Here is a 21,761-nt window from a genome sequence, read left to right as displayed (position 1 = left end):
CAAAGTGCCGGAGGGCTGCGAACCCCTCCGGCACTCCACATTCCTGCCCTGCGCCTGTCCCGTCACGCTCTACGCGCGTTGTCCCCGCCCACCCGAACCGGCCACCCGAACCGCCCACCCCAACCGTCCGCCCGAACCGTCGGCCCGCTCGCCTAACCCGCCGGGATCATGACCTCCTGCTCCCCTGCCTGACCACCCGACGCCCGCCGCGGCAGCAGCTGCACCAGCAGCGCCGTCGCCGCGCAGAAGGCGACCAGCGGGATCAGCGCCCACGTGAACGCGTGCGCGTAGTCGTTCGCGTCGAGCCCCGCGCCCAGCTCCCCGTAGAACACGATCCCCACGAGCGCCACACCCAGCGCGTTGCCGACCTGCTGGGCGGTGTTCAGCACCCCCGCGGCCGATGCCGCGTACCGCTCGGACACCCCGGCCAGCACGATGGCCGACATCGGCGCGAGCGCGACCCCCATGCCGTACCCGGAGACGATCAGGCCCGGGATGAGCCAGCCGACCGACCCCGTCACCCCAGTCGACCCGACGGTCTCCGCCAGCACTCCGTAGCCGAAGGCTGTCAGCAGCGCACCGAGAGTGAGCACCTGCCGCCCGAGCCGCTTCGCCAGCTTCTCGGCCTGCGTGGCACCGAGGAAGTAGCCCGCACCCAACGCCACGAACAGCAAGCCGGAGTCGAGTGCGCTCATGCCGTGGCCCATCTGCAGGTACAGCGCGAGCACCAGGAAGAACGACGCCATCGCCAACTGGTACGCCAGCATCACGCCCAGCCCCGCGGAGAACGACCGCTCGCGGAACATCACCATGTCGATCAGCGGCGTTCCGCCCCGCTCCGCACGCCGCCGCTGGTACCGGACGAACCCCGCGACCAGCAGCGGTGCCGCCGCCAGCGACAGCCACGTCCACAGCGGCCAGCCCTGCTCACGGCCCTGCACCAGCGGCAGCACGATCGCGATCATCGCCGACGTCACGATGAGTACGCCGGCGAAGTCGAGCCGGGTGCCGCGCGCACCGCGCGACTCGGGCACCAACCGCGGCGTGACCAGCAGTGCCGCGATGCCGACCGGAACGTTGATCCAGTAGATGCTGCGCCAGCCGAGCCCGAACAGGTCGATCTCGATGAGGCCGCCGCCGATGAGCTGGCCGAAGACACCCGCGAAGCCGAGGGTCAGGCCGTACGCCATGAACGCCCGCGCCCGGTGCTGCCCGGTGTAGACGGTGTTGACGATGCCGAGCACCTGCGGCATCAGCAGCGCCGCCGCCGCGCCCTGCGCGACCCGCGCCGCGATCAGCACCTCGGGGTTCCCGGCCAGGCCGCACGCCGCCGAGGCGAGGGTGAACAGCGCCATGCCGGTCATGTACATCCGGCGCCGCCCGACCATGTCCCCCAGGCGGCCGCCCGTAATGAGCAGCGCGGCGAGGGCGAGGCCGTACCCCGCGACGACCCACTGGATGGCCGCCGCGCTCGCGCCGAGGTCGGCCTGCGTCGCGGGTATCGCGACGTTGACGATGAAGAAGTCGAGCGTGGTGATGAAGACACCGGCGAGCAGGACCAGAAGCGTTCCCCACGAGGGGCCGCGTTCGGCTGCGGACGGCGCGGCGGCGGGTGCGCCGGCGGCGCCGCGGGGCGTCGTGGTGGTCGACACTGTGGAAGTCCTTTCGGAACATGAGGTTTTCGGGCCGTCAATCCGGGCGTACGAGTCGAGCCCGGTCGGATCGAGCCGAGCCCAGTCAGGCCGGATCGAGTCGAGCCCGGCCGGATCGAGCCAGGCCGAGCCCAGTCGGGTCGGATCGAGTCGGTTCAAGTCGGTTCAAGACGTTTCAAGACGTTTCAAGTCGGGCTGGAACAAGCCGCCCACCTGCGCCCCACCTACGCCACGCCGCACCGATCAATCCGCGCGGCTGCGAACACGGGGCGGTTCCGCAACGAACCGCGTCGTCGGTCCCCGCGGGCCGCCCCGTGCCCAAGGCCCCGCCGACCCGTTCACCCGGCAGGGCCCCGCCCCACGAACCGCCCGCAGCCCCGGGAGCTCAACCCCGCGGTGCGCACGGTCCGTGGGGAGCTCACAGTCCCGCGGGCACCTTGTCGAGGAACCCGCTGACCTTGCGTACGCGCCCGTCCGCCGCGATCTGCGCGACGTCGAACCCGACGACGAGCGCCTCGCCGCCCTCGGGGCCGAGGTTCCAGGTGAACCGCACCACATCGTGGTGCCCGTCCACCGGGCCGCCCAGCGTGAACACCAGCCCCGCGAACTGGCCCTGCACGGCACCGATCACCATGTCGAGCGCGTCGCGGCTCGCGACGTCGGCCAGCGGGTCGGTGTACGCGGCGTCCTCCGTGAACGCGGCCGCCAGCAGCTCGCGGCGCTTGACCGCGTCCGTCTCGTTCCAGGCGGCCAGGTAGCGCTCGACGACGGCGACGTAGTCGATGGCGTTGTTGGTGGTGGTGGTCATGGCGTCCGTCCTTCGGTTCGGTGCGTGGGCCCCGTCCCAGGGCCCTGCTTCCCGCAGGTCAAGAAGCTACGGACGACGACCGCGCCGGGAATCGGTCGCGTATAGGTACTTGCCGCGGAGGACGGACAAGCCAATAGGTATGCCCTCCGCCCGGCAGGTAACGTGCCGGGCATGATGCACGGGAGGACCACGGAACGCTCCGCCGTCGAGGCGCTGCTCGCCGACGCCCGCGAGGGCACCAGCGGCGTGCTGGTCGTACGCGGCGAGCCCGGCATCGGCAAGACGACGCTCCTCGCGTACGCCGTCGAGGCGGCGGAGGCGGCGGGCTTCCCGGTCGTACGCGGCAGCGGGGTCGAGTTCGAGGCGGAACTCCCGTACGCCGGGCTCTCCCTCCTCCTCCGCCCCGCCCTCACCCACCTCCCCGCGCTCCCCGAACCGCAGCGCCGCGCGCTCGACGCCGCGCTCGGACTGGCCTCGGGCGAGGCCCCCGAGCCGATGTTCGTCGGCCTCGCCGTCCTGACCCTCCTGTCCGAGTACGCCGGCGACGGCCCGCTCCTCTGTCTCGTCGACGACGCCCAGTGGCTGGATCGCGTGTCGTCCGACGCCTTGGTCTTCGCCGCACGCCGTCTGCACGCCGAGGGCGTCGTGATGGTGTTCGGGGCCCGCGACGGCGAAGGCGCGTTCCCCGCGCCCGGACTGCCCGAGCTGCGGCTCACCGGCCTGCCGCCCGCCGACGCCGGGGCACTGCTCGACGCACACGCGGCCGACCTGTCGCCGACCGCGCGCTACCGCGTCCTCGCCGAAGCGGGCGGCAATCCTCTCGCTCTGCGCGAGCTGCCTGTCGCGCTCGCCGGTGACAACCCGTCAGCGGTTTTCCGGCCCGGCGCGCTTCCGCTCACGAGCCGCCTGCAGCTGGCGTTCCACGGCCAGGTGAGCAGGCTGCCGGTCGCAACGCAGACGCTTCTGCTGCTCGCCGCGCTCGACGACTCCGGCGACGTGGGCGTGGTGCTGCGCGCCGCCGAACCCCTGGGGGCCTCCCCCGGTGACCTCGAACCGGCGGACGCCGCAGGGCTGTTCAGCGTCGTCGACGGCACGCCGCGGTTCCGCCACCCGCTGATCCGCGCCGCCGTGCACCAACGCGCGCCGCTTGACCGACGGATGGCGGCGCACCGGGCACTCGCCGACGCGTTGGACGCACCGGACCAGGCGGACCGCCGCGCCTGGCAACTCGCCGCCGCGTCGACCGGGCCTGACGAGGCGGTCGCCGACGCCCTGGACGCGACCGCCGACCGGGCGCGAGAGCGCGGCGGGTACGCGGCTGCGGCACGCGCGTACGAGTTCGCCGCCCGCCTGACGGTGGATCAGCACCGGCGTACGCACCGGCTCGCACTCGCCGCCCAGTGGGCGTCCGAGGCCGGGGACCTGGACCGGGCACGGGACTTCGCGGCCCGCAGCGCGGCCCAGGCCAAGGACCCGAAGGTACGCGCGACGCTGGCCCTCGTGCACGGCCTCGCGGACTTCTGGCACGGCGCATTCCCCAGCGCGCACAAGACGCTGGTCGGCGCAGCCGAGGACGTCGCGGCCGTCGAGCCCGGCGCCGCCGCCCGGCTGCTGGTCCAGGCCCTGCACACGGCCTGGTACATCAACGAGGACGAACTCCAGTCCACAATGGCCCGTTTGAACGCGCTCACGCTGCCCGAGGACGACCCGATCACCCCGGTGGCGCGCTACCTCATCGACTGCCTCTACCTCGACCCGGACGACGACCACCCCGACAAGAAGCAACCCACCAACCCCGCCCCCACCCCCGCTCCCGCGCTCGCCGACGCCGTCACCGCCGCACGTACCGCACGAGCCGCCGGCACCGTGGACGCCCGCGTCCTCCAGATGCTCTGCGGCGTCGCGCTCACCCAGGGCCACGACACCGACGCGTACGACCTCGCCGCCGAACTCGTCACCGAAAGCCGTCGTCAGGGCGGCATCGGACGCCTGCCCACGCTGCTCTTCTTCCAGGTCGAGGCCGAGATCTTCGACAGCCGGCACGCCGACGCGCTGGCCACCGCCAGCGAGGCACTCGGCTTCGCCCGGGACACCGGACAGCAGCAGTGGGTCAGCCAGTTCCACAGCGTCCTGGCGGTCGTACGCGCCTTCGAAGGCGACGAAGACGCCTGCCGCCGTGCCGCGGACGAGTCGCTGGCCTCCGGCGCAGGTGGGGCCATGGCTCCGGGAACCCCTTGGTCCTACTGGGCACTTGGCATCCTGGACCTCGGACTCGGCCGGGCCGCCACCGCCGTCACGCGCCTTGAGCAGCTGAGCCGGGAACCCCTGCGCCACCACATCTGCTCGACCCGCAGCACACCGGACCTCGTCGAGGCCGCCATCCGGATCGGCGAACCGGGCCGGGCCGCCGAGCAGTTCGCACGCTTCGAGGACTGGGCCGGACGCGTTCGGCGCCCGTGGGCGGACGCGCTCGTGCTGCGCTGCCGAGCCCTCCTCGCCGACGACTCCGACGCCGAGGAACTGTGGACGGCCGCCCTCGCGCTGCACGACCCCGAGCGCCGCGCGATGGAACGCGCCCGCACGGCACTGCTGTTCGGCGAGTGGCTGCGACGCGTACGCCGCAAGACCGATGCGCGCGAGCACCTGCGCGCCGCCTTGGAGGGCTTCGAACGCCTCGGCGCCCGCCCCTGGGCGGACCGGGCACGTACCGAACTCGACGCCACCGGGGCGGGCGGAGCGGCCCGCGGCAGCGCCGCCGCCCAGGCGTCGCCCAACGGAGCGGCCGCCGTGCTGACACCGCAGGAACTGCAGATCACGCGCCTGGCCGCACAGGGCATGTCGAACCGCGACATCGCCGCGCAGTTGTTCCTCAGCCCGCGTACGGTCGGGCACCACCTCTACAAGGCCTATCCGAAGCTGGGCATCCTGTCGCGCACCGAACTCGCGGGGATCCCGGACCTCGCGGCGCGCTCGTAGCGGGTTCACGGCGGGTCCCTCCGCCTCTGGGCCCTCCTCCCCGGTGCGCGTAGCGTGGTCTGACGGTGCGTCAAAGATCACCTTGATCACACCGTCTCCCCCGGCTACCCGTAGCGAACGCTCGCTAGACTCTCGACCGAACCCCCGCGTCGCGGGCGGGCAGCGGTGAATCGGAGGACGTGCGATGGCCGAGCTGGTGACGGATCTGCGGGCCGACGGCCACACCGACTGGCGTACGTACGAGCCGATCAGGCTGCCGCCGATCCTGGCCGCATCCCTGGACGCCTTCGACGAACACGGCTACCACGGCACGACGGTCCGCGACATCGCGCGCCGCGTCGGCGTCACGGTGCCGGCGCTCTACTACCACTACCAGAACAAGCAGGCGCTGCTCGTCGAATTGCTGCTGGGTTCGATGAACGCGGTGCTGGGACGCTGCCGTACCGCCGTGGCCGAGGCCGGCGACCACCCGGTCGACCGCTTCTCGTCACTCGTCGAGTGCATCGTGCTCTATATGGCGAACCGCGCGCCGATGGCGTTCCTCGACACCGAGACACGCAGCCTGGAGCCGGGGAACCGGGCGCACTACATCGGCTTGCGCGACGAGTTGGAAGCGCTGGTGCAGTCCAGCGTCCGCGACGCGGTGGAGATGGGCGAGTTCACCACGCCGTACCCGATAGATGCGGGGCGCGCCGTGCTCACGATGGCGCAGGCGGTGGCCAACTGGTATCGGCTCGACGGCCCGCTGACGCCCCAGCAGATCGCGGACCGGTACGTCGAGATCGCACTCGCGAGCGTCGGCCACCGTCCCAAGGGCTGACTCCGCCGCAGCCGACACCCGCTCCCGACATCCCCGCACCTGCACCGCACCCGCCTCGCCGGACCGGCATCGCCGTCCTCGGCAACAGGTGGCCCCCGGAACGCTCACTCCTCCAGGAACGCCCCCGCGCGCTCGACGGCCTCGGCGAACTCCTCGGCCATCGAGTAGACGACCTCGCGCGCGGGCCGCACCCGGTTCATCATCCCGACCCCCTGCCCGACGAAGTACGTCGCCAACTCCCGCGCCCCCTCGTGCCCGCCCTCCGCGAGCCGGTCCACGCGGCGCAGCGCGGGTTCGCTGATCAGGGACTGGATCGGCATCGGCAGCGCGGGCGGCGCGTCCGGCCCGTCCCACGCCTCGGTCCACGCCGAACGAAGTTGCCGGCACGGCTTGCCGGTACGCGAGCGCGAGCGCACGGTGTCGCCGGAAGTCGCGGCGACGAACTTGGCCTTGGTGGCGGGTGCGGTCTCGGCCTCCTCGCAGGTGAGCCACACCGATCCGGTCCACACACCTGCCGCACCGAGAGCCAGTGCCGCCGCCATCTGGGCGCCGTTGACGATGCCCCCGGCCGCCAGCACGGGAACCGGTTCTTCGCCGTGCGCCGCCGCGGCCTCGGCCACGGCGTCGACGACTTCGGGCACCAGCACCATGGTCGCCACTTCGCCGACATGACCGCCCGCCTCGGTCCCCTGCGCGACGATGAGGTCGACGCCGGCCTCGACCTGGCGGACCGCGTGGTGGCGGGTGCCGACGAGGGCGGCGACGGCCACCCCTTCGGCCTTGCCGCGCGCGACCATGTAGTCCGGCGGGACGCCGAGCGCGTTCGCGATCAGCCGGATCGGGTGCGCGAACGCGATGTCGAGGCAGTCGCGGGCGTGTTCCTCGGTCAGTCCCGGGCGGCGTCGGCGTCCGACGGGCGGTGGTTCGGGCGGTTCGACGCCGTGTGCGGTGAGCAGGTCGTCGACGAACTCGCGGTGTGCGGCCGGGATGCGCTCCCACAGTCCCACCGGATCGCCGCCCTCGCCCTTGCCTGCGTAGGTGGCGGGCGCGATGAGGTCGACGCCGTACGGGCGCCCGGCGACGTGGGCGTCGATCCAGTCGAGTTCGTGCTCCAGTTGTTCCGGTGTGTGCGACGCGGCCCCGAGCACGCCGAACCCGCCGGCGTTCGTGACCGCGGCGACGACATCGCGGCAGTGGCTAAACGCCAGCAACGGCAGTTCGATGCGCAGCAGTTCGGTGACCGGTGTACGCACGAGCGCCTCCTCGACCGGAGCCGGACCCTACAGACGACAACACCAAGGCGACACAACAAGTGACGACACCGATGACAGCATCGCCGGGCCGACCACACCACGTACCCGAACGGCCCGACGGGGAGCGGGGGTACGCGAGCCCCGGCCTCACGCACCCCCGCGTTCCTGTCCCCTCACGCGATGCCCGTCCGGCGGGCGGCGGCGGCGCCACGTTCCCATTGCCGCTCGTGCCGCCCGACCCGGCGAACCGGCCAGGTGCGGAGCCGCTCGGGAACAGGTCGGCGCGACTCCGAAGCCAATCAGAGGCGTTCGATGATGGTGGCGTTGGCCATGCCGCCGCCTTCGCACATCGTCTGGAGGCCGTAGCGACCGCCGGTCGACTCCAGAACTCCGAGCATCGTGGCCAGGATCCGGCCGCCGGACGCGCCGAGCGGGTGGCCGATCGCGATCGCGCCGCCCCGGATGTTGGTCTTCTCCAGGTCGGCCCCGGTGTCCTTGGCCCAGGCCAGCGGGACGGGCGCGAACGCCTCGTTGACCTCGAAGACGTCGATGTCGTCGATCGAGAGCCCGGACCGCTCCAGGACCTTGCGCGTGGCCGGGATGACGCCGGTCAGCATGAGTAGCGGGTCGTCGCCCGTCACCGCGAAGGTGTGGAAGCGGGCGCGCGGCGTCAGGCCGAGCCGGTTCGCCATGTCCTCGCTCATGATGAGCACCGCGGAGGCGCCGTCCGTGAGCGGCGACGAATTGCCGGGCGTGATGTGCCAGTTGATCTCGGGGAAGCGGGCGCTCATCGCCTCGTTGTAGAACGCGGGCTTCAGCCCCGCGAGGCCCTCGGTGGTGGTGGACGCCCGTACCGTCTCGTCCCGCGTGAACGCGATGTCGGTGCCGTCCGTGCCCACCACGTGGATCGGCACGATCTCGCGGTCGAAAGCCCCGGACGCGGCGGCCTCGGCGGCGAGCCGGTGCGATCGCGCGGAGAACGCGTCCAGGGTCTCCCGGTCGAAGTTCCAGCGGGCGGCGATCAGTTCGGCCGAGTAGCCCTGCGGGACGAGCCCGTCCGGGTAGCGCGCGGCGAGCGGTTCGAACGGGTTGCGGCCCTGTGCGGTGAAGCCCATGGGCACCCGGCTCATCGACTCGACGCCGGCCGCGATGGCGATGTCGTACGCCCCGGCGATCACGCCCTGCGCGGCGAAGTGCGCGGCCTGCTGGCTGGACCCGCACTGCCGGTCGACGGTGGTGCCCGGCACGGATTCGGGGAAACCGGCCGCGAGCACCGCGTTGCGGGCGATGTTGAGTGCCTGGTCGCCGCCCTGCGAGACGCATCCGGTGATGACGTCGTCGATCAGCGCGGGGTCGAGGTCGTTGCGGTCGACCAGCTGCCGGAGCACGTCCGCGAGGAGGGCGACGGGGTGCGTGCCGGACAGTGCTCCCCCGGGCTTGCCTTTGCCGGAGGCGGTGCGTACGGCATCGACGATCACTGCGGTGGCCATGGGGCGGAGTCTCCCTCGACGCAGAGTTATTGAACGATCGTTCAACCCACCCTAGCCCGCCCGGGGTCCGGGCTGTCAAGATGTGAACCGACTGACAGGACGGAAATTCGACCATTCGGTCGGGAGCAAAACCCCGGCCGAACGAAGGCCGTTCGGAAGCGCCGACCGGCACGGATCTGCACCGACGGCCACCGACCGGGGAATCGTCGGCCCCGGCGGACTTCACACCGCACGCTCTGGACTTCGTACGGCTGTGCGGCAATCGTCGCCTCCAGCGATTGCCTCACCCGGCACGGCCTCCCCGGAGACCACGCCGAACGCACCACCACCCAGCGAACGGAGACACCCATGACGCAGGCCCTCACCGCCCCCGGCATGACCATCGGCGGAGCCGCCGCGACCGCTTCCGCCACGATCGGTGTCGTCAACCCCGCCACCGGAGCCGTCTTCGCCGAGGCCCCGGACTGCACGCGCGAGCAGCTCGACGCCGCGTTCGACGCCGCCGCGAACGCCTTCACCACCTGGCGGCGCGACGAGGACGCCCGCCGCGAGGCGCTGCGCGCGTGCGCGAAGGCGATAGTCGAGCGCGCGAACGACATCGCGCCGATCCTCACCGCCGAGCAGGGCAAGCCCCTCGGCGACGCGGTACGCGAGGTGCACACCGGCGCCGCCTGGCTGAACTACTACGCCGACCTGGAGCTGCCGCGCGAGATCATCAAGGACGACGAGAACAGCCTCGTCGAGGTGGTCCGCCGCCCGCTCGGCCCGGTCGCCGCCATCACCCCGTGGAACTTCCCGCTGACGATGGCGTTCTGGAAGATCGCCCCGGCGCTGCGGGCCGGCAACACCGTGGTGATCAAGCCGTCCCCGTACACGCCGCTGTCGACCCTCCTGATCGGCGAGATCCTGCGCGACGTCCTGCCCGCCGGCGTCGTCAACGCGGTGAGCGGCGGCGACGAGCTCGGCCGCTGGATGACCTCGCACCCGCTGGCCCGCAAGATCAGCTTCACCGGGTCCGTCGAGACCGGCAAGCACGTGGCCGCGTCGGCCGCGCCCGACCTCAAGCGCGTGACCCTCGAACTGGGCGGCAACGACGCCGCGATCGTGCTCGACGACGCCGACGTCTCGGCGATCGCCGGGAAGATCTTCTGGAGCGCGTTCGCCAACAACGGGCAGGTCTGCGCCGCGGTCAAGCGCGTGTACGTCCCCGAGGCGCTGCACGACGACCTCGTCGAGGCGCTGGCCGCGCAGGCCCGCGCCGTCAAGGTCGGCGAGGGCACCACCGAAGGCGTGCAGCTCGGCCCGGTCAACAACCGGCCGCAGTACGAGCGGGTCAGCGGCCTGGTCGCCGACGCGCTCGCGGGCGGCGCCAAGGCCGCGGCGGGCGGCAGCGCGCTCACCGTCGGCGAAGGCGGCGGGTACTTCTTCGAGCCGACGGTCCTCGCGGGCCTGTCGGACGGCGCGCGCATCGTCGACGAGGAGCAGTTCGGCCCGGCGCTGCCGGTCGTGGCGTACCGCGACCTGGAGGCGACGGTCGAGCGCGTCAACGCCGGGCGTTTCGGCCTCGGCGGATCGGTGTGGTCCGGCGACGGCGACCGCGCCGCCGACGTCGCCGCCCGCCTCGACGTCGGCACCGCGTGGGTCAACACGCACCTGTCGCTGTCTCCCGCGCAGCCGTTCGGCGGGGCAAAGTGGAGCGGCATCGGCGTGGAGAACGGACCGTGGGGTCTGTACGGCTTCACCGAGACGCGCGTGATCCACCGGGCGCGCTGACCGGCACGCCGACCGCGGTACGCCGACCTTGGACGCCGACCCCGGCGCTCCGCGGGCGGCCGTCCATCGGTACGAAAACGGGCGCAGGCCCGAGGAGGAGTGATCCGTGCGGCTGGCAACCTTCCTTCAGTACGCGGGCGACGTCCAGGCCACCGTCGATCAGGCGGTGGCCCTGGAGGACGCGGGGATCGACATGGTGTTCGTGGCCGAGGTGTACGGCTTTGACGCGCCCACGGTCCTCGGCTTCCTCGCGGCCCGCACCCGACACGTGTCGATCGGGCCCGGAATCCTGCCCATCTACTCGCGCACACCCGCGCTGATCGCGCAGACCGCCGCCGGGCTCGACGCGGTGTCCGGCGGCCGGGCGGTGCTCGGCCTCGGCGCGTCGGGGCCGCAGGTCGTCGAGGGGTGGCACGGCGTGCCGTACGACCGGCCGCTCGAACGCACCCGCGAGATCGTCGACCTGTGCCGCCGCATCTGGCGGCGCGAGGTCGTCACGAACGAGGGCCTGTACCCGCTGCCGCTGCCCGCCGGGCAGGGCACCGGGCTCGGCAAGCCGCTGAAGATGCTGACCCGCCCGGTACGTGACCGGATCCCGGTGTACCTGGCGGCACTTGGCGAGAAGAACGTCCGCATGACCGCCGAAATCGCCGAGGGCTGGCTGCCGTTCCTGTTCCTGCCGGACCGCGCGGACCGGGTCTGGGGCAAGGCGCTGGCGGACGGCACCGCCCGGCGCGACCCCGAACTGGGGCCGCTGGAAACGGTCGCGGGCGGCCTGCTGGCCATCGGCGACGACGTCGCGGCGTTGCGCGACCTCGCGCGCCCGAACACCGCCCTGTACGTGGGCGGAATGGGCGCGAAGGGCCGCAACTTCTACAACGACGTGGTGCGCAAGTACGGCTTCGAGGCGGAAGCCGAGCGGGTGCAGGAGCTGTACCTCGCCGGACACAAGCAGGAGGCGATGGCGGCGCTGCCCGACGAACTCATCGAGCTGACCAACCTGATCGGCCCCGAGGGGTGGGTACGGGACCGGGTGGCGGCGTACCGCGAGGCGGGGGTGACGGTGCTCAACATCTCGCCGGTCGGCAACGATCCGCTGGGCGATGTACGGAAGTTGAAGGAGATCGTGGCCTAGTGCTGTGACCGGAAAGGTTCACCGGTTCCCGGCGCCCGGCACCCCACCTCGCCGCGTTGCAGACCCTCGCGAGTACGACCGAGTACGAGCTTCGGGCCTGCGCCTTGCGATGCACGGCACCGAACACCAGGAACCGGCAAACCTTCCCGGCCACAGCACTAGGTCTTCTGACCCGTGAGGTCGGGACTTCACGCTCCGCGGCGCGGGGAGCGGGGAGCGGGGAGCGGGCACGGAGGGGGCACGGAGCGGGCACGGGCGTGGGCGTGGCGGGGGCAGGACGGAGCGTGAAGACGCCGGTCAGCCGCCCGTCGCGGACCGCTCGGCCACGCTGCGCTCGACACAGAACTCGTTGCCCTCGGGGTCGGCCAGGACCGCCCACCCGGTCCCGTCGGGGCGGCGGCGGTCGTCGGCCGGCTTCGCTCCGAGCGCGACCAGCCGGTCGACCTCCTCGTCGCGGCTGCGGTCCTGCGGCTGGAGGTCCAGGTGCAGGCGGTTCTTGATCTCCTTGCCCTCCGGGACGCGGATGAACAGCAGGCCGACCGACGTGCCCTCGACCAGGACCTCGTCGTCGCCCGGCGCGTCCTCGTCGGACCGCTTGCCGCCGACCGCTTCGGCCCAGAATCCCGCGAGGGCGTAAGGATCGCGGCAGTCGAACGTCACATGGCGCACCAAGGAAGTCATACCGGGATCCTAACCGCGAGTCACCCGCGGCCCGGGGCCCCGGCGTTCGTCGCGGCGATGCGCGAGACCAGCGGCTCCCAGGGCACGTCGTCGACCGACACGAGCCCGAAGTTGCTGTTCTGCCCGTCGTCGGGCAGCACCCGGCCGCCCGCCGGCGAGTCGGCGTACCGGTACCAGTGGTGGCCCACCACCCACGGCGCGGCGAACAACGGGCCCACGTACTCGCCGTAGCGCTCGGCCCGGGCGTCCTGCGTCGCCTCCACCGGCAGCCCGTCGGGCACCGTGTTGGGCGTGCCCGCGTCCGCCGCGCGCGAGGAGAACTCGGTGACCAGCACCGGGCGTCCGCTCAGGGTGTGGAAGTCGCGCAGATCCGGCGTCACCGGCACCACCGAGCCGCCCGCCTGCGCGAACACCGCCTCGGCTTCGGGGGTCGGACGGTACGCGTTGACCGAGAACACGTCCACGAACGCCCCGGCCGTCCGAACCACTTCGGGCGGTGTGGTGTGCGACGTCGCGCGGACGCCGAGGATCAGGTGGTTCGGGTCCCCCGCCCGCAACGCGCCCGTCGTCACCTCGAAGTACCGCTTCGCCGCGTCCTGCAGGAAGCCCTGGGGATCTCCGCGCCGGGCCTCGGCCGCGGCCCGGCCCGGCGTGCCCTCCGGCCGTGCCAGGTACTCGTCCAGGAGGGTCGTCGGGGCCACGCCGTCGGGCCCCCAGTGCAGTTCGTCGTCCAGGAACCAGCCGAGCAGGTTCGGATCGGTCGAGCGCGGCATGGCCTTCACCCGGACGACGTCCGCCACGTGCGCGGCGAACGCCGGGTCGAACCAGTCCCGAGCGGCGGATCCGGCGGGAATCGACGAACTCAGGTCGAGCACCGGCGTGTACGCGAACCGCGCGCTGAACAGGTCGCTCTCCGACCACGCGCCCAACGTGTTGAACCCCCACTCGTCCAGGCGCCGCGTGGTGGTCTCGACCCACTCCACCGGGTCGGAAAACCGGTTCGCGACGGCCTCGCAGTAGGGGCAGCGTCCGGTGCCGCGTTCGAGGTCCTCCCGGGTGCGCACCGCGTTGACGCCGATCGAGTAGAACGGACGGCCGTCGGGCGTGCGGAACAACCAACGGCCGTCCTGCCCCTGCTCCACCCGGAAGTAGCCCGACCCTGCCGTGTCCGGAGGTGCCGCCGCCGGTACGCCGCTCCCGGCACCGAACGGCCTGCGCCCGTCGTCCCCGCCCCCGAACACCGGGGCCAGCGCCACGCTCGCGGCCAGGAGCCCGCCGAGTAGGACAGCGACGAGGCCGACGCCGCCGAACACCCTCATCCGGCGGCGGCGCAGCCTCGTGCGGAACGATCGCGGCGGGCGGTTCCCGCGGGGGCGTGCGTGCCGTCCGCTGCCGGCTGCGCCGCGTGCCGCACCGCCGGAGGCGCCTCCGGGGGCCGCGTCGGACTCGCCGGACGCGTCGCCGGAAGCGTCCGCGGCAGGGTCACCTATGGAGGGCAGCACCACCCCGGCTCCGAACACGCTGCCGGTCGCCGGGGACCTGGCGATGGACGCGTCACCGCCGGGCCCCGCGTCATAGGGCACGACCTCTGCGCCATCTGCGCTACCGGAGGGAACCGCCTCCTGCGAAGCCCGCTCCGCCCCGCGACGCAACCGCCGCATTCCGACTCCCCGCCGTCGCCCACGTGCTCGGACCCGTACCAGACCGTGCGCCTTGCGCCGTGCGCGGCGACCCTATGCCAGATCCGCCACCCCCGTCAGCCACCCCCGTCACTCACCTCGTCAGTTGCACCCGACGGGCCCTCAGCGGACGGTCACCGGGTGCCGTGCCTGGAACGCGAGCCGCAGGTCCGCGTCCGCCGCGATGTCGTCGAGCAGGTCGTCGAGAGCGGCGAACACGGCCCAGCGCTCGCGGCCCCCGGCGGACAACACCAGGCGGTCGACGACCAGGTCCTCCAGCAGCGGAATGCGGGTGCCCTTCCAGATCTTGTCGGCGAGGCACACCACCAGGTCCTCGAGCGGCAGGCCAGGTTCCGACCAGGTTCCGTGCGTACACGCGAAGCGCGCGAGTTCGGCCTCCACCCCGTGATCGCACAGGAGTTCATAGCCGCCGAGCTCGTGTGCGTGGCCGGGACCGGACAGTTCCTCCCGGTGCACGGCCTTCCCGATGTCGTGGACGGCCGCCCCGAAAAGCACCGACTCCGCATCGAACTCCAGGTCAGGAAACTCCCGTTCGACCCATCTGACGATTCGCCAGGCGACGTCGTGCACAAGTCGCAGGTGCGCCGCGAGGCGCGGTGGAGCCCCGACCTTGCAGAGCAGTTCCACCACCCGGTCGGGAAGAGGGCGAGGGTCCGGGTCACCGGTGTCGGACAAGACCCGGCGCAACGCTTCGGAAGCCATCAGCTAACGGTACGTCACGTCGGCATCGGCACCGTGACGACTTCCTCGCCGCGCGGTGAACTCGTCCGCACCTGCGCGTATCGGACGAAGCCTCCCGGACATGCGCTACGTTGCCGCCCTGCCACCTTGCCGCCTGCGGTCCCGCCAACCGAGCAGAGAGGCCACCAGGCGCGCGTACGCGACCAGTTGGCGTCCACTGCCCGGCGCACGACGGACCGAAGTGGCCGCAGGCGATCGTCGGTGGCATCTTGCTCCACAGCGGCCGCGGCGATGCACGCGCGCGTTGCGAGAGAGAACAGCAAGGGCCTGATATCGATCACATTCGATCAGTCAACCTCGCAAAGACCACGCATCATCCCATCGGAGCACGCCACTCTCGATCACAATCGTTCGACGGCCGAGTGTCGTTGGGCCATCCGCGCCAGTCGGAGACTCGATCGGGCTATTCGCGGTGGCAGCCCGGGTGAATCGCGGTCAAGGGTGGGTTGAGGCCGATCGGCCCCATTCCGAACCCCCCCACCCCCTCCGAAGGACGCCTTCGTCATGCGCAGCACGTGGACTTCCGTCGCCCTGGCCACCGCCCTCAGCGTGTCCGCGGTGGGCGTCGGCGCGGGTGCCGCAACGGCATTCGTCGACGACCGCCCGCAGACCCGTGTCGCCCCGGCGGTCCCCGCGGCGCCGGATCCCACGCAGCTGATCGGCCAGGTCGGCGACCTGGGTGCGGTGCTCAAGACCGTGTCCGGGCTGACCTCGGCGGCGTCGGCCGAGAAGCCGGACGCCGACGTCCTGGGTGACCGCCTCGAACTGCTCACCACCCAGGTCGACAAGCTCCTCAAGTCGCTCGGCGGCGGAGCCGTGCCGCCGGTCGTGCCGGATACCGGAAGCGTCGTCCCGAACAGCGGCACAGTGGCGCCCGACACCGGCACCGTCGTCCCGAACACCGGCGGCGTGCTGCCCGGTGCCGTGCAGGCGGGCACCGGCAAGGCCCTTCCGGTGCCGGCCGTGAGCCTGGAGGACGCGCTCGCGAGCCTCAAGAAGAACGCCGAGGCGCTGGTCGCCGCGGCGACCAAGGTCCCGCCGAACCTCGACGGGGTGAAGACCGCCCTGACCGCGCTGGCCACGGACATCGTGAACGTGCTGACCGCGGCCGTCACGAAGATCGCCCCGCCGGCCTGATCCGCTTGCCGGACCGCCGGTCGCGTGCGACCCGCGCCTCCCCGGATGCCGCGCCGTGCGCGGGCGTCCGGGGCGGTGCCGCATCACCGCCCGGGCGGATGGCATCCTGCCGACCTATGAGCACCGACCCCGCCCCGCGCCGGGCGCCGGCGTCCCACCGCGACGCTCCCGACGGCCGCCACGCGCCCGTGCCTACGCTCGCCGCCCTCGTGGCGGACGTCCTGGTGCTGGTCCCGGATGCCGCGGACGGCCGCCGGACGGTGCTCGGGCTCGCCGGGCCGCCCGGGGCCGGCAAGTCGACGCTCGCCGTACACCTGGTGCGGGAGGTCGGGCGGCGGCTGGGCGCGGGCGTGGCGGCGTACGTTCCGCTCGACGGTTTCCACCTCTCCAACGCGCAGTTGGAACGCGTCGGGCGCCTCGACCGCAAGGGCGCACCGGACACCTTCGACGCGTGGGGCTATGCGGCGCTGCTCGCGCGCCTGGCCGCCGAGCGCGACCACGACGTGTACGTCCCCGACTACGACCGCACGCTGCACGAGCCGGTGGCCGCCCGGCACCGCGTGACGCCCGCCGCCCGGCTCGTCGTCACCGAGGGCAACTACCTTGCCGCGGACGCCCCGGGGTGGCGTGCCGCCCGCGAACACATCGACGTGCTCTGGTACGTCGAGGCGCCGGACGACGTACGCGAGGCCCGTCTCGTCGACCGCCAGCTCGCCGGCGGCCGGGACGAACCGGCGGCCCGGGACTGGGTGGAGTGCAGCGACCGCGCGAACGGCGAGTGGGTCAAGCCGTCGCGGGACGCGTGTGACCGTGTCATCGTGCCGCCGGAGCTTCCCGCGATCTGAAGAGCTCGGCGGCACGAGGGAATTGAGCGATCGGCTCAGCGGCCCGCGGGGATGTTGAGGAACATCGTCACGGCGGTCATGACCACGGCGACGTAGGCCGCCGCCATGATCCAGCGGACGGTGTTGAAGCGCGCGCTTCGCGGCCATACCCACACCAGGATCAGCGGCAGGAGCGTCAGCAGCGCGAACTCGACCGCCCGTTCGATGGCGGCGGTCGCCGCCGGGCACGTCGTCTCTGTGGGAGGTTCGCAGGAGTCAAAGGCCATGGCCGAGAGTCCGAACATGATGAGCAGGAGGACTGAGGCGGGCACGGCCAAGACGGTGGTCAGGATCGGGGCCAGCGCCCACAGGCGCCTGGGCCGGCGCTGCATCTGCGTGGCCACGGGAGGTGCGGCTGGTAGAGGCATGCTGCCAGTGAACTCCGCGGGTGGCTGCGGGACATGAGTACCCGTACCCGCAAAGTGTGGGTACGCCGCCTCAGTTTCCGACCCGGTCGTACGACCGCAAACGATCGCCGTCCGACCTCTGTTTGTCATGAGCGAGCGCTAGTACGGTCTCCTCGTCTGCCCCTGCGACGGCGAGGAGTCCGATGTACCCCGGAACGTACGCCCGCACGACGCCCGACAAGCCCGCCGTGATCATGAGCGGTTCCGGCCGCACGCTCACGTACCGTGAACTCGACGAGAACTCCACGCGCCTGGCCCGCCTGCTGCACGAGGCCGGGCTGCGCCGGGGCGACGGCATCGCCCTGCTGTCCGACAACAACCTGCACGCCTTGGAGGTGTACTGGGCGGCACTGCGCTCCGGGCTGTATGTGACGGCGGTCAACCACCACCTGTCGGCCGACGAGATCGCGTACATCGTCAACGACTGCGGGGCCCGCGCGCTGATCGTGTCCGCCGCGGTAGGCCGCCTCGCGGAGGCGGTCGTCGCACCGACGCCGGGCGTCGAGGTCCGGCTCGCGTTCGACGGCCCGGTGGTCGGGCACGGCGACTACGAGGAGGCCCTGAAGGGCGTCTCGGCGGACCCGCTCGACGACGAGCCCGCCGGTGCGGACATGCTGTACTCGTCGGGAACGACCGGTCGTCCTAAGGGAGTTCGCGCACCGCTGCCGGACCGCCGGATCAACGAGGAGGGCGACACGCTCGTCGCGGTATTCGCCGCGATCTACGGTTTCGACGAGGACACGGTCTACCTGTCGCCCGCGCCCGTCTACCACGCGGCGCCGCTGCGGTTCATCAGCCTCGTGCACCGCACCGGAGGCACCGCGGTCATCATGGAGCGCTTCGACCCGGAGGCGGCGCTCCGGGTCGTCGAGGAGCACGGCATCACGCACAGCCAGTGGGTGCCGACGATGTTCGTCCGTGCTCTCAAGCTCCCGGAGGAGGTCCGCGGGCGCTACGACCTGACCTCCCTCAAGGTGGCCATCCACGCGGCGGCGCCGTGCCCGGTGGAGGTGAAGCGCGCGATGATCGAGTGGTGGGGGCCCATCCTGTACGAGTACTACGCCGCCACCGAGGCCAACGGCGTGACCCTCATCGACTCGGCACAGTGGCTCGAGAAGCCGGGGTCGGTCGGGCGGGCGGCCCTCGGGGTCATCCGGATCTGCGACGACGAGGGCACCGAACTGCCGGCGCGCTCGGTGGGCACCGTGTACTTCGAGCGCGAGGAGGTGCCGTTCCGGTACCACGGCGACGAGAACAAGACGCGCGAGGCGCAGCACCCCGTGCACGAGACGTGGTCCACGACCGGCGATGTCGGCTACGTCGACGAGGACGGCTTCCTGTTCCTCACCGACCGCAAGGCGTACATGATCATCTCCGGTGGGGTGAACATCTACCCGCAGGAGGTCGAGGACGCGCTCGCGCTGCATCCCAAGGTCGACGACGTCGCGGTGATCGGTCTGCCGGACGAGGACCTCGGCGAGCAGGTCAAGGCGGTCGTGCAGGCCGCCTCCGGGGTCGAGACGGGGCCCGGACTCGAGCGCGAGCTCATCGACTTCGTACGCGGGCGCATCGCGCACTACAAGGCGCCGCGCAGCGTGGACTTCGTGGCGGAGCTGCCGCGTACGCCGACCGGCAAACTGCTCAAGCGCGTGGTGAAGGCGAGGTACGAGACGGCCGGCTGAGCGCCGCACCGGACCCCGCCCGGGTGCGCTCGGACACGAGGAGACACCCGGGGACGCGCGGCGGACGGTCGCCGGACCGGCGTTCAGTCGCCGACGTCGGCGACCGTCCCGCCCGTGATACGGGCGAGTTCCTCCATCGTCGTGGGGAAGACCGTGTGCGCGAGGCCGCCGGCCGCCCAGACCTGGTCGTGCTTGCCGAGCCAGGTGTCGACGACGGTGCGTACCGGCGCGGGGTGGCCGACCGGGGCGACGCCGCCGATGCGCTGACCGGTGGCTGCGTACACGAAGTCGGCGTCGGCGCGCCGCACTTCGGCCGCTCCGACCAGGGCCGCGACGCGCTTGGTGTCGACGCGGTGGGCGCCGCTGGTCAGGACGAGGAGCGGGGCGCCGTCCGCGTCGAAGATCAGGCTGTTGGCGATCGCGCCGACGTCGCACCCCAGGTGCGCGGCGGCCGCGGCGGCGGTGGGCACGTCGTCGGGCAGTTCGCGTACGGCGCCGGTGACGCCGTGCCGGGCGAGGTCCGCGACGACGCGGTCGAGCGCGTTGGTCATGCCGAGGACCCTACTGGGTGGTCCGGGAGAGCGCTCCCGCATTTGGTGCCGCCACCGAGCCGCGCGGCCCACCGGGTCACACCGTCTCGGGCCGGAACACGTCGTGGTCGGACAGCAGCTTCTCCAGGCGGGCCTGGTCGACGCGGTTGACCATGGTCTCGGTCTCCTGCCGGTCGCGGATGACCTTGGCGAGCGTGAAGGACGACGTCACCAGGAAGAGCGCGCCGAGGCCGATGAATCCGCGCACCCACGCGGAGACGGGCAGGTAGGCGATCCCGATCCCCATGGCGGTCATCGCCGTGGCGAACGAGATCCAGGCCTGGAAGTAGAACATCGCGGTGTTGCGGGGCTGCAAGGGCGTTGTCATAGAGGCATGGTGGCGCCGGGCGAAGCGGAATTCCTGAGTACGCCTACTCAGATTGGCCGCCGCGTGCGCTGTGCAACTCCCCTATACGGCGAGGCCGGATACTCGGATGGTGACGTTGAGGCGTCCCCGCAGGCCGAGTTCGGCGGGCCCGGTCCCCGGGTACGTCTTCGGCACACCGTGGAAGGCGAAGCGCGACGGGCCGCCGAACACGAACAGGTCGCCGGACTCCAGTTCGACGTCGGTCCACGGACGGGTCCGCGTCTCGGTGTTCCCGAGTCTGAAGACGCAGGTGTCGCCGAGGCTGAGGGACACCACGGGCTCGTCGCCCGCCTCGTACCGGTCCTGGTGCAGGCCCATGCGGGCCCGGTCGTCGTAGAAGTTGACGAGGGCCAGGTCGGGAGCGAAGTCCGGCCCTGGGCCCGCGCCGTACGCCTCGGCGACCGCGCGGCGCCCGATCGTGCCCAGCCAGTCCGGGAACGGCTTGACCGGTGTTCCGTCGCGCGTCACGCGCACGTAGCGGTACGGCTGCCAGGTCCAGCCCAGCGACACCGACCGCACGGACATGACGCCGCCCGACGGCAGCACGACGGTCTCCAGTCCGGCAGGCGGCCGGGCCCACGCGCGGCAGGCGGCGAGCAGCGCGGCTTGCTCCTCCGCGTCGAGCCAGCCGGGCACGTGCACCGCCCCCGGCGCGACCTCGCGGCGTTGCCGGGGGAACAATGCGGACATGCGGGCCAGCCTAGACGGGCGCTCCGACGTGTTACTGCTTCCAGGCGCCTTCCAATTCGTCCTGCGCGAGGCCGAGTGATGCGGCGGCGAACAGCACCTCGCGGGTGGCGTCCGCGGGGAAGACCACGCCGTCGAGGTCGAGGAGCTGCCCGGCCTGTGCGGCGTACGCCTCGGGGGTGTCCGCGAGCGCGCCCGGCGCGACGCCCAGCACGATGCGCGCCGCCCGGCCGCCGCCCACGCTGAAGATCTCGCCGCTGACCGGCACGTCTTCGCTGCCCAGCCAGACGACGAACGGGGCGACCTTGTCCGGGGTGAAGTTCTTCTCCAGGAACCCGCGGAATACCGGGTCGGGGATGCCGGCGGTCATCCGCGTGTAGGCGACGGGCATGATCGCGTTGACCCGGATCCCGTCGCCGCGGCCGTCCATCGCCAGTGACTTCGTCAGGCTGAGGACGCCGCCCTTGGCCGTGATGTAGTGGCTCGTCCCGGTGATGCCGAAGATCGAGTTCGAGGTGGTGTTGACGACCCGCCCGCGCGCGGCCTTCAGGTGGGGCCATGCGGCACGTGTCACGTTGACGGTGCCGGTCAGGTGGACCGCGAGCATCTTGTCGAACATCTCGGCCGGGATCTGGTCGAACATGCCGCCGTGCGAGATGCCCGCGTTGTTCACCACCACGTCGAGGCGCCCGTACGCGTCGAGCGCGGCGCCCACGACGCCGTCCGGCTCGTCGGCGACGCTGTGCGTGTCGGCCACCGCCACGCCGCCCGCGGCGGTGATCTCCGCGACGACGGCGTCCGCCGGGCCGCCGCCCTCGGCGTCGGCGACGTCGTTGACCACGACCTTCGCACCGCGCGCGGCGAACGCGAGCGCGTGTTCGCGGCCGAGACCGCGTCCCGCGCCGGTCACCAGGACCGCCTGGCCGTCGAAGCGGATCTGCGTCACGGTCGCCTCCACACACGTCGCGGGGCGCGCCG

At 72.2% G+C, this 21,761-nt stretch carries 19 protein-coding genes; 7 read left to right on the top strand and 12 right to left on the bottom strand.

Annotated features, from left to right (window positions below; all coding sequences use genetic code 11):
• Positions 1–152 precede the first annotated feature (152 nt).
• Complete coding sequence (locus ACWD12_RS24215) at positions 153–1,652, bottom strand: MFS transporter (protein WP_450101285.1); 1,500 nt, start codon at positions 1,650–1,652, stop codon at positions 153–155.
• Positions 1,653–2,070: 418 nt separating this feature from the next.
• Positions 2,071–2,460, bottom strand: coding sequence for a nuclear transport factor 2 family protein (locus ACWD12_RS24210; RefSeq protein WP_450101284.1), 390 nt, complete (start codon positions 2,458–2,460; stop codon positions 2,071–2,073).
• A gap of 171 nt (positions 2,461–2,631) precedes the next feature.
• Here ACWD12_RS24210 and ACWD12_RS24205 point away from each other — a divergent pair, with 171 nt between their 5' ends.
• Both ACWD12_RS24205 and ACWD12_RS24200 read left to right on the top strand, forming a co-directional pair.
• On the top strand, positions 2,632–5,436 hold the full coding sequence (locus tag ACWD12_RS24205; protein ID WP_450101283.1) for an AAA family ATPase: 2,805 nt from the start codon (positions 2,632–2,634) through the stop codon (positions 5,434–5,436).
• 184 nt (positions 5,437–5,620) lie between these two features.
• Positions 5,621–6,256, top strand: coding sequence for a TetR/AcrR family transcriptional regulator (locus tag ACWD12_RS24200; protein WP_450101282.1), 636 nt, complete (start codon positions 5,621–5,623; stop codon positions 6,254–6,256).
• Between the two features lie 104 nt (positions 6,257–6,360).
• On the opposite strand, the gene ACWD12_RS24195 is transcribed toward ACWD12_RS24200, so the two are convergent.
• Positions 6,361–7,509 (bottom strand): NAD(P)H-dependent flavin oxidoreductase, encoded by a 1,149-nt coding sequence (locus ACWD12_RS24195; RefSeq protein ID WP_450101281.1) that lies wholly within the window; start codon positions 7,507–7,509, stop codon positions 6,361–6,363.
• Positions 7,510–7,808: 299 nt separating this feature from the next.
• The gene (locus ACWD12_RS24190; RefSeq protein WP_450101280.1) at positions 7,809–8,999 is read right to left on the bottom strand and encodes a thiolase family protein; all 1,191 of its coding nucleotides are present in this window, start codon (positions 8,997–8,999) and stop codon (positions 7,809–7,811) included.
• A gap of 348 nt (positions 9,000–9,347) precedes the next feature.
• On the opposite strand from ACWD12_RS24190, the gene ACWD12_RS24185 reads away from it, so the two are divergent.
• Both ACWD12_RS24185 and ACWD12_RS24180 read left to right on the top strand, forming a co-directional pair.
• Complete coding sequence (locus ACWD12_RS24185) at positions 9,348–10,772, top strand: aldehyde dehydrogenase family protein (protein ID WP_358352253.1); 1,425 nt, start codon at positions 9,348–9,350, stop codon at positions 10,770–10,772.
• 106 nt (positions 10,773–10,878) lie between these two features.
• Positions 10,879–11,907 carry an LLM class F420-dependent oxidoreductase gene (locus tag ACWD12_RS24180; protein ID WP_450101279.1) on the top strand — a complete coding sequence of 343 codons (1,029 nt, stop codon included), beginning with the start codon at positions 10,879–10,881 and terminating at the stop codon, positions 11,905–11,907.
• Between the two features lie 297 nt (positions 11,908–12,204).
• Here the strand turns inward: ACWD12_RS24180 and ACWD12_RS24175 are convergent, their stop codons facing one another.
• The 3 genes from ACWD12_RS24175 to ACWD12_RS24165 form a co-directional block, all read right to left on the bottom strand.
• Positions 12,205–12,588 (bottom strand): VOC family protein, encoded by a 384-nt coding sequence (locus tag ACWD12_RS24175; protein WP_450101278.1) that lies wholly within the window; start codon positions 12,586–12,588, stop codon positions 12,205–12,207.
• 20 nt (positions 12,589–12,608) lie between these two features.
• Positions 12,609–14,171: a hypothetical protein gene (locus ACWD12_RS24170; RefSeq protein WP_450101277.1), complete on the bottom strand. Its 1,563-nt coding sequence runs from the start codon at positions 14,169–14,171 to the stop codon at positions 12,609–12,611.
• A gap of 219 nt (positions 14,172–14,390) precedes the next feature.
• Complete coding sequence (locus tag ACWD12_RS24165) at positions 14,391–14,990, bottom strand: HD domain-containing protein (protein ID WP_450101276.1); 600 nt, start codon at positions 14,988–14,990, stop codon at positions 14,391–14,393.
• Positions 14,991–15,533: 543 nt separating this feature from the next.
• On the opposite strand from ACWD12_RS24165, the gene ACWD12_RS24160 reads away from it, so the two are divergent.
• Positions 15,534–16,166: a hypothetical protein gene (locus tag ACWD12_RS24160; RefSeq protein WP_450101275.1), complete on the top strand. Its 633-nt coding sequence runs from the start codon at positions 15,534–15,536 to the stop codon at positions 16,164–16,166.
• A gap of 116 nt (positions 16,167–16,282) precedes the next feature.
• Entirely contained in the window at positions 16,283–17,011 is a 729-nt protein-coding gene (locus ACWD12_RS24155) for a nucleoside/nucleotide kinase family protein (protein ID WP_450101274.1), read from the top strand.
• A 35-nt stretch (positions 17,012–17,046) separates the two neighbouring features.
• On the opposite strand, the gene ACWD12_RS24150 is transcribed toward ACWD12_RS24155, so the two are convergent.
• Positions 17,047–17,418 (bottom strand): hypothetical protein, encoded by a 372-nt coding sequence (locus tag ACWD12_RS24150; protein ID WP_450101273.1) that lies wholly within the window; start codon positions 17,416–17,418, stop codon positions 17,047–17,049.
• 182 nt (positions 17,419–17,600) lie between these two features.
• On the opposite strand from ACWD12_RS24150, the gene ACWD12_RS24145 reads away from it, so the two are divergent.
• Entirely contained in the window at positions 17,601–19,139 is a 1,539-nt protein-coding gene (locus ACWD12_RS24145) for an acyl-CoA synthetase (RefSeq protein WP_450101272.1), read from the top strand.
• A gap of 83 nt (positions 19,140–19,222) precedes the next feature.
• Here the strand turns inward: ACWD12_RS24145 and ACWD12_RS24140 are convergent, their stop codons facing one another.
• The 4 genes from ACWD12_RS24140 to ACWD12_RS24125 all read right to left on the bottom strand — a co-directional run bounded on the left by ACWD12_RS24140 (position 19,223) and on the right by ACWD12_RS24125 (position 21,729).
• Positions 19,223–19,690 (bottom strand): YbaK/EbsC family protein, encoded by a 468-nt coding sequence (locus tag ACWD12_RS24140; RefSeq protein WP_450101271.1) that lies wholly within the window; start codon positions 19,688–19,690, stop codon positions 19,223–19,225.
• Positions 19,691–19,766: 76 nt separating this feature from the next.
• Positions 19,767–20,057, bottom strand: a complete 291-nt coding sequence (locus tag ACWD12_RS24135; protein ID WP_358352235.1) for a YiaA/YiaB family inner membrane protein — start codon at positions 20,055–20,057, stop codon at positions 19,767–19,769.
• An 81-nt stretch (positions 20,058–20,138) separates the two neighbouring features.
• Positions 20,139–20,786 carry an alpha-ketoglutarate-dependent dioxygenase AlkB family protein gene (locus ACWD12_RS24130; RefSeq protein ID WP_450101270.1) on the bottom strand — a complete coding sequence of 216 codons (648 nt, stop codon included), beginning with the start codon at positions 20,784–20,786 and terminating at the stop codon, positions 20,139–20,141.
• Between the two features lie 31 nt (positions 20,787–20,817).
• A complete protein-coding gene (locus tag ACWD12_RS24125; RefSeq protein ID WP_450101269.1) occupies positions 20,818–21,729 on the bottom strand; it encodes an SDR family NAD(P)-dependent oxidoreductase in 912 nt (303 codons plus the stop codon).
• Between the last annotated feature and the right edge of the window lie 32 nt (positions 21,730–21,761).

The sequence above is a fragment of the Streptodolium elevatio genome (assembly GCF_053592165.1).
The sequence above is the reverse complement of the archived record's forward strand: the minus strand, read 5'-3'. Positions and strand labels throughout refer to the sequence as shown.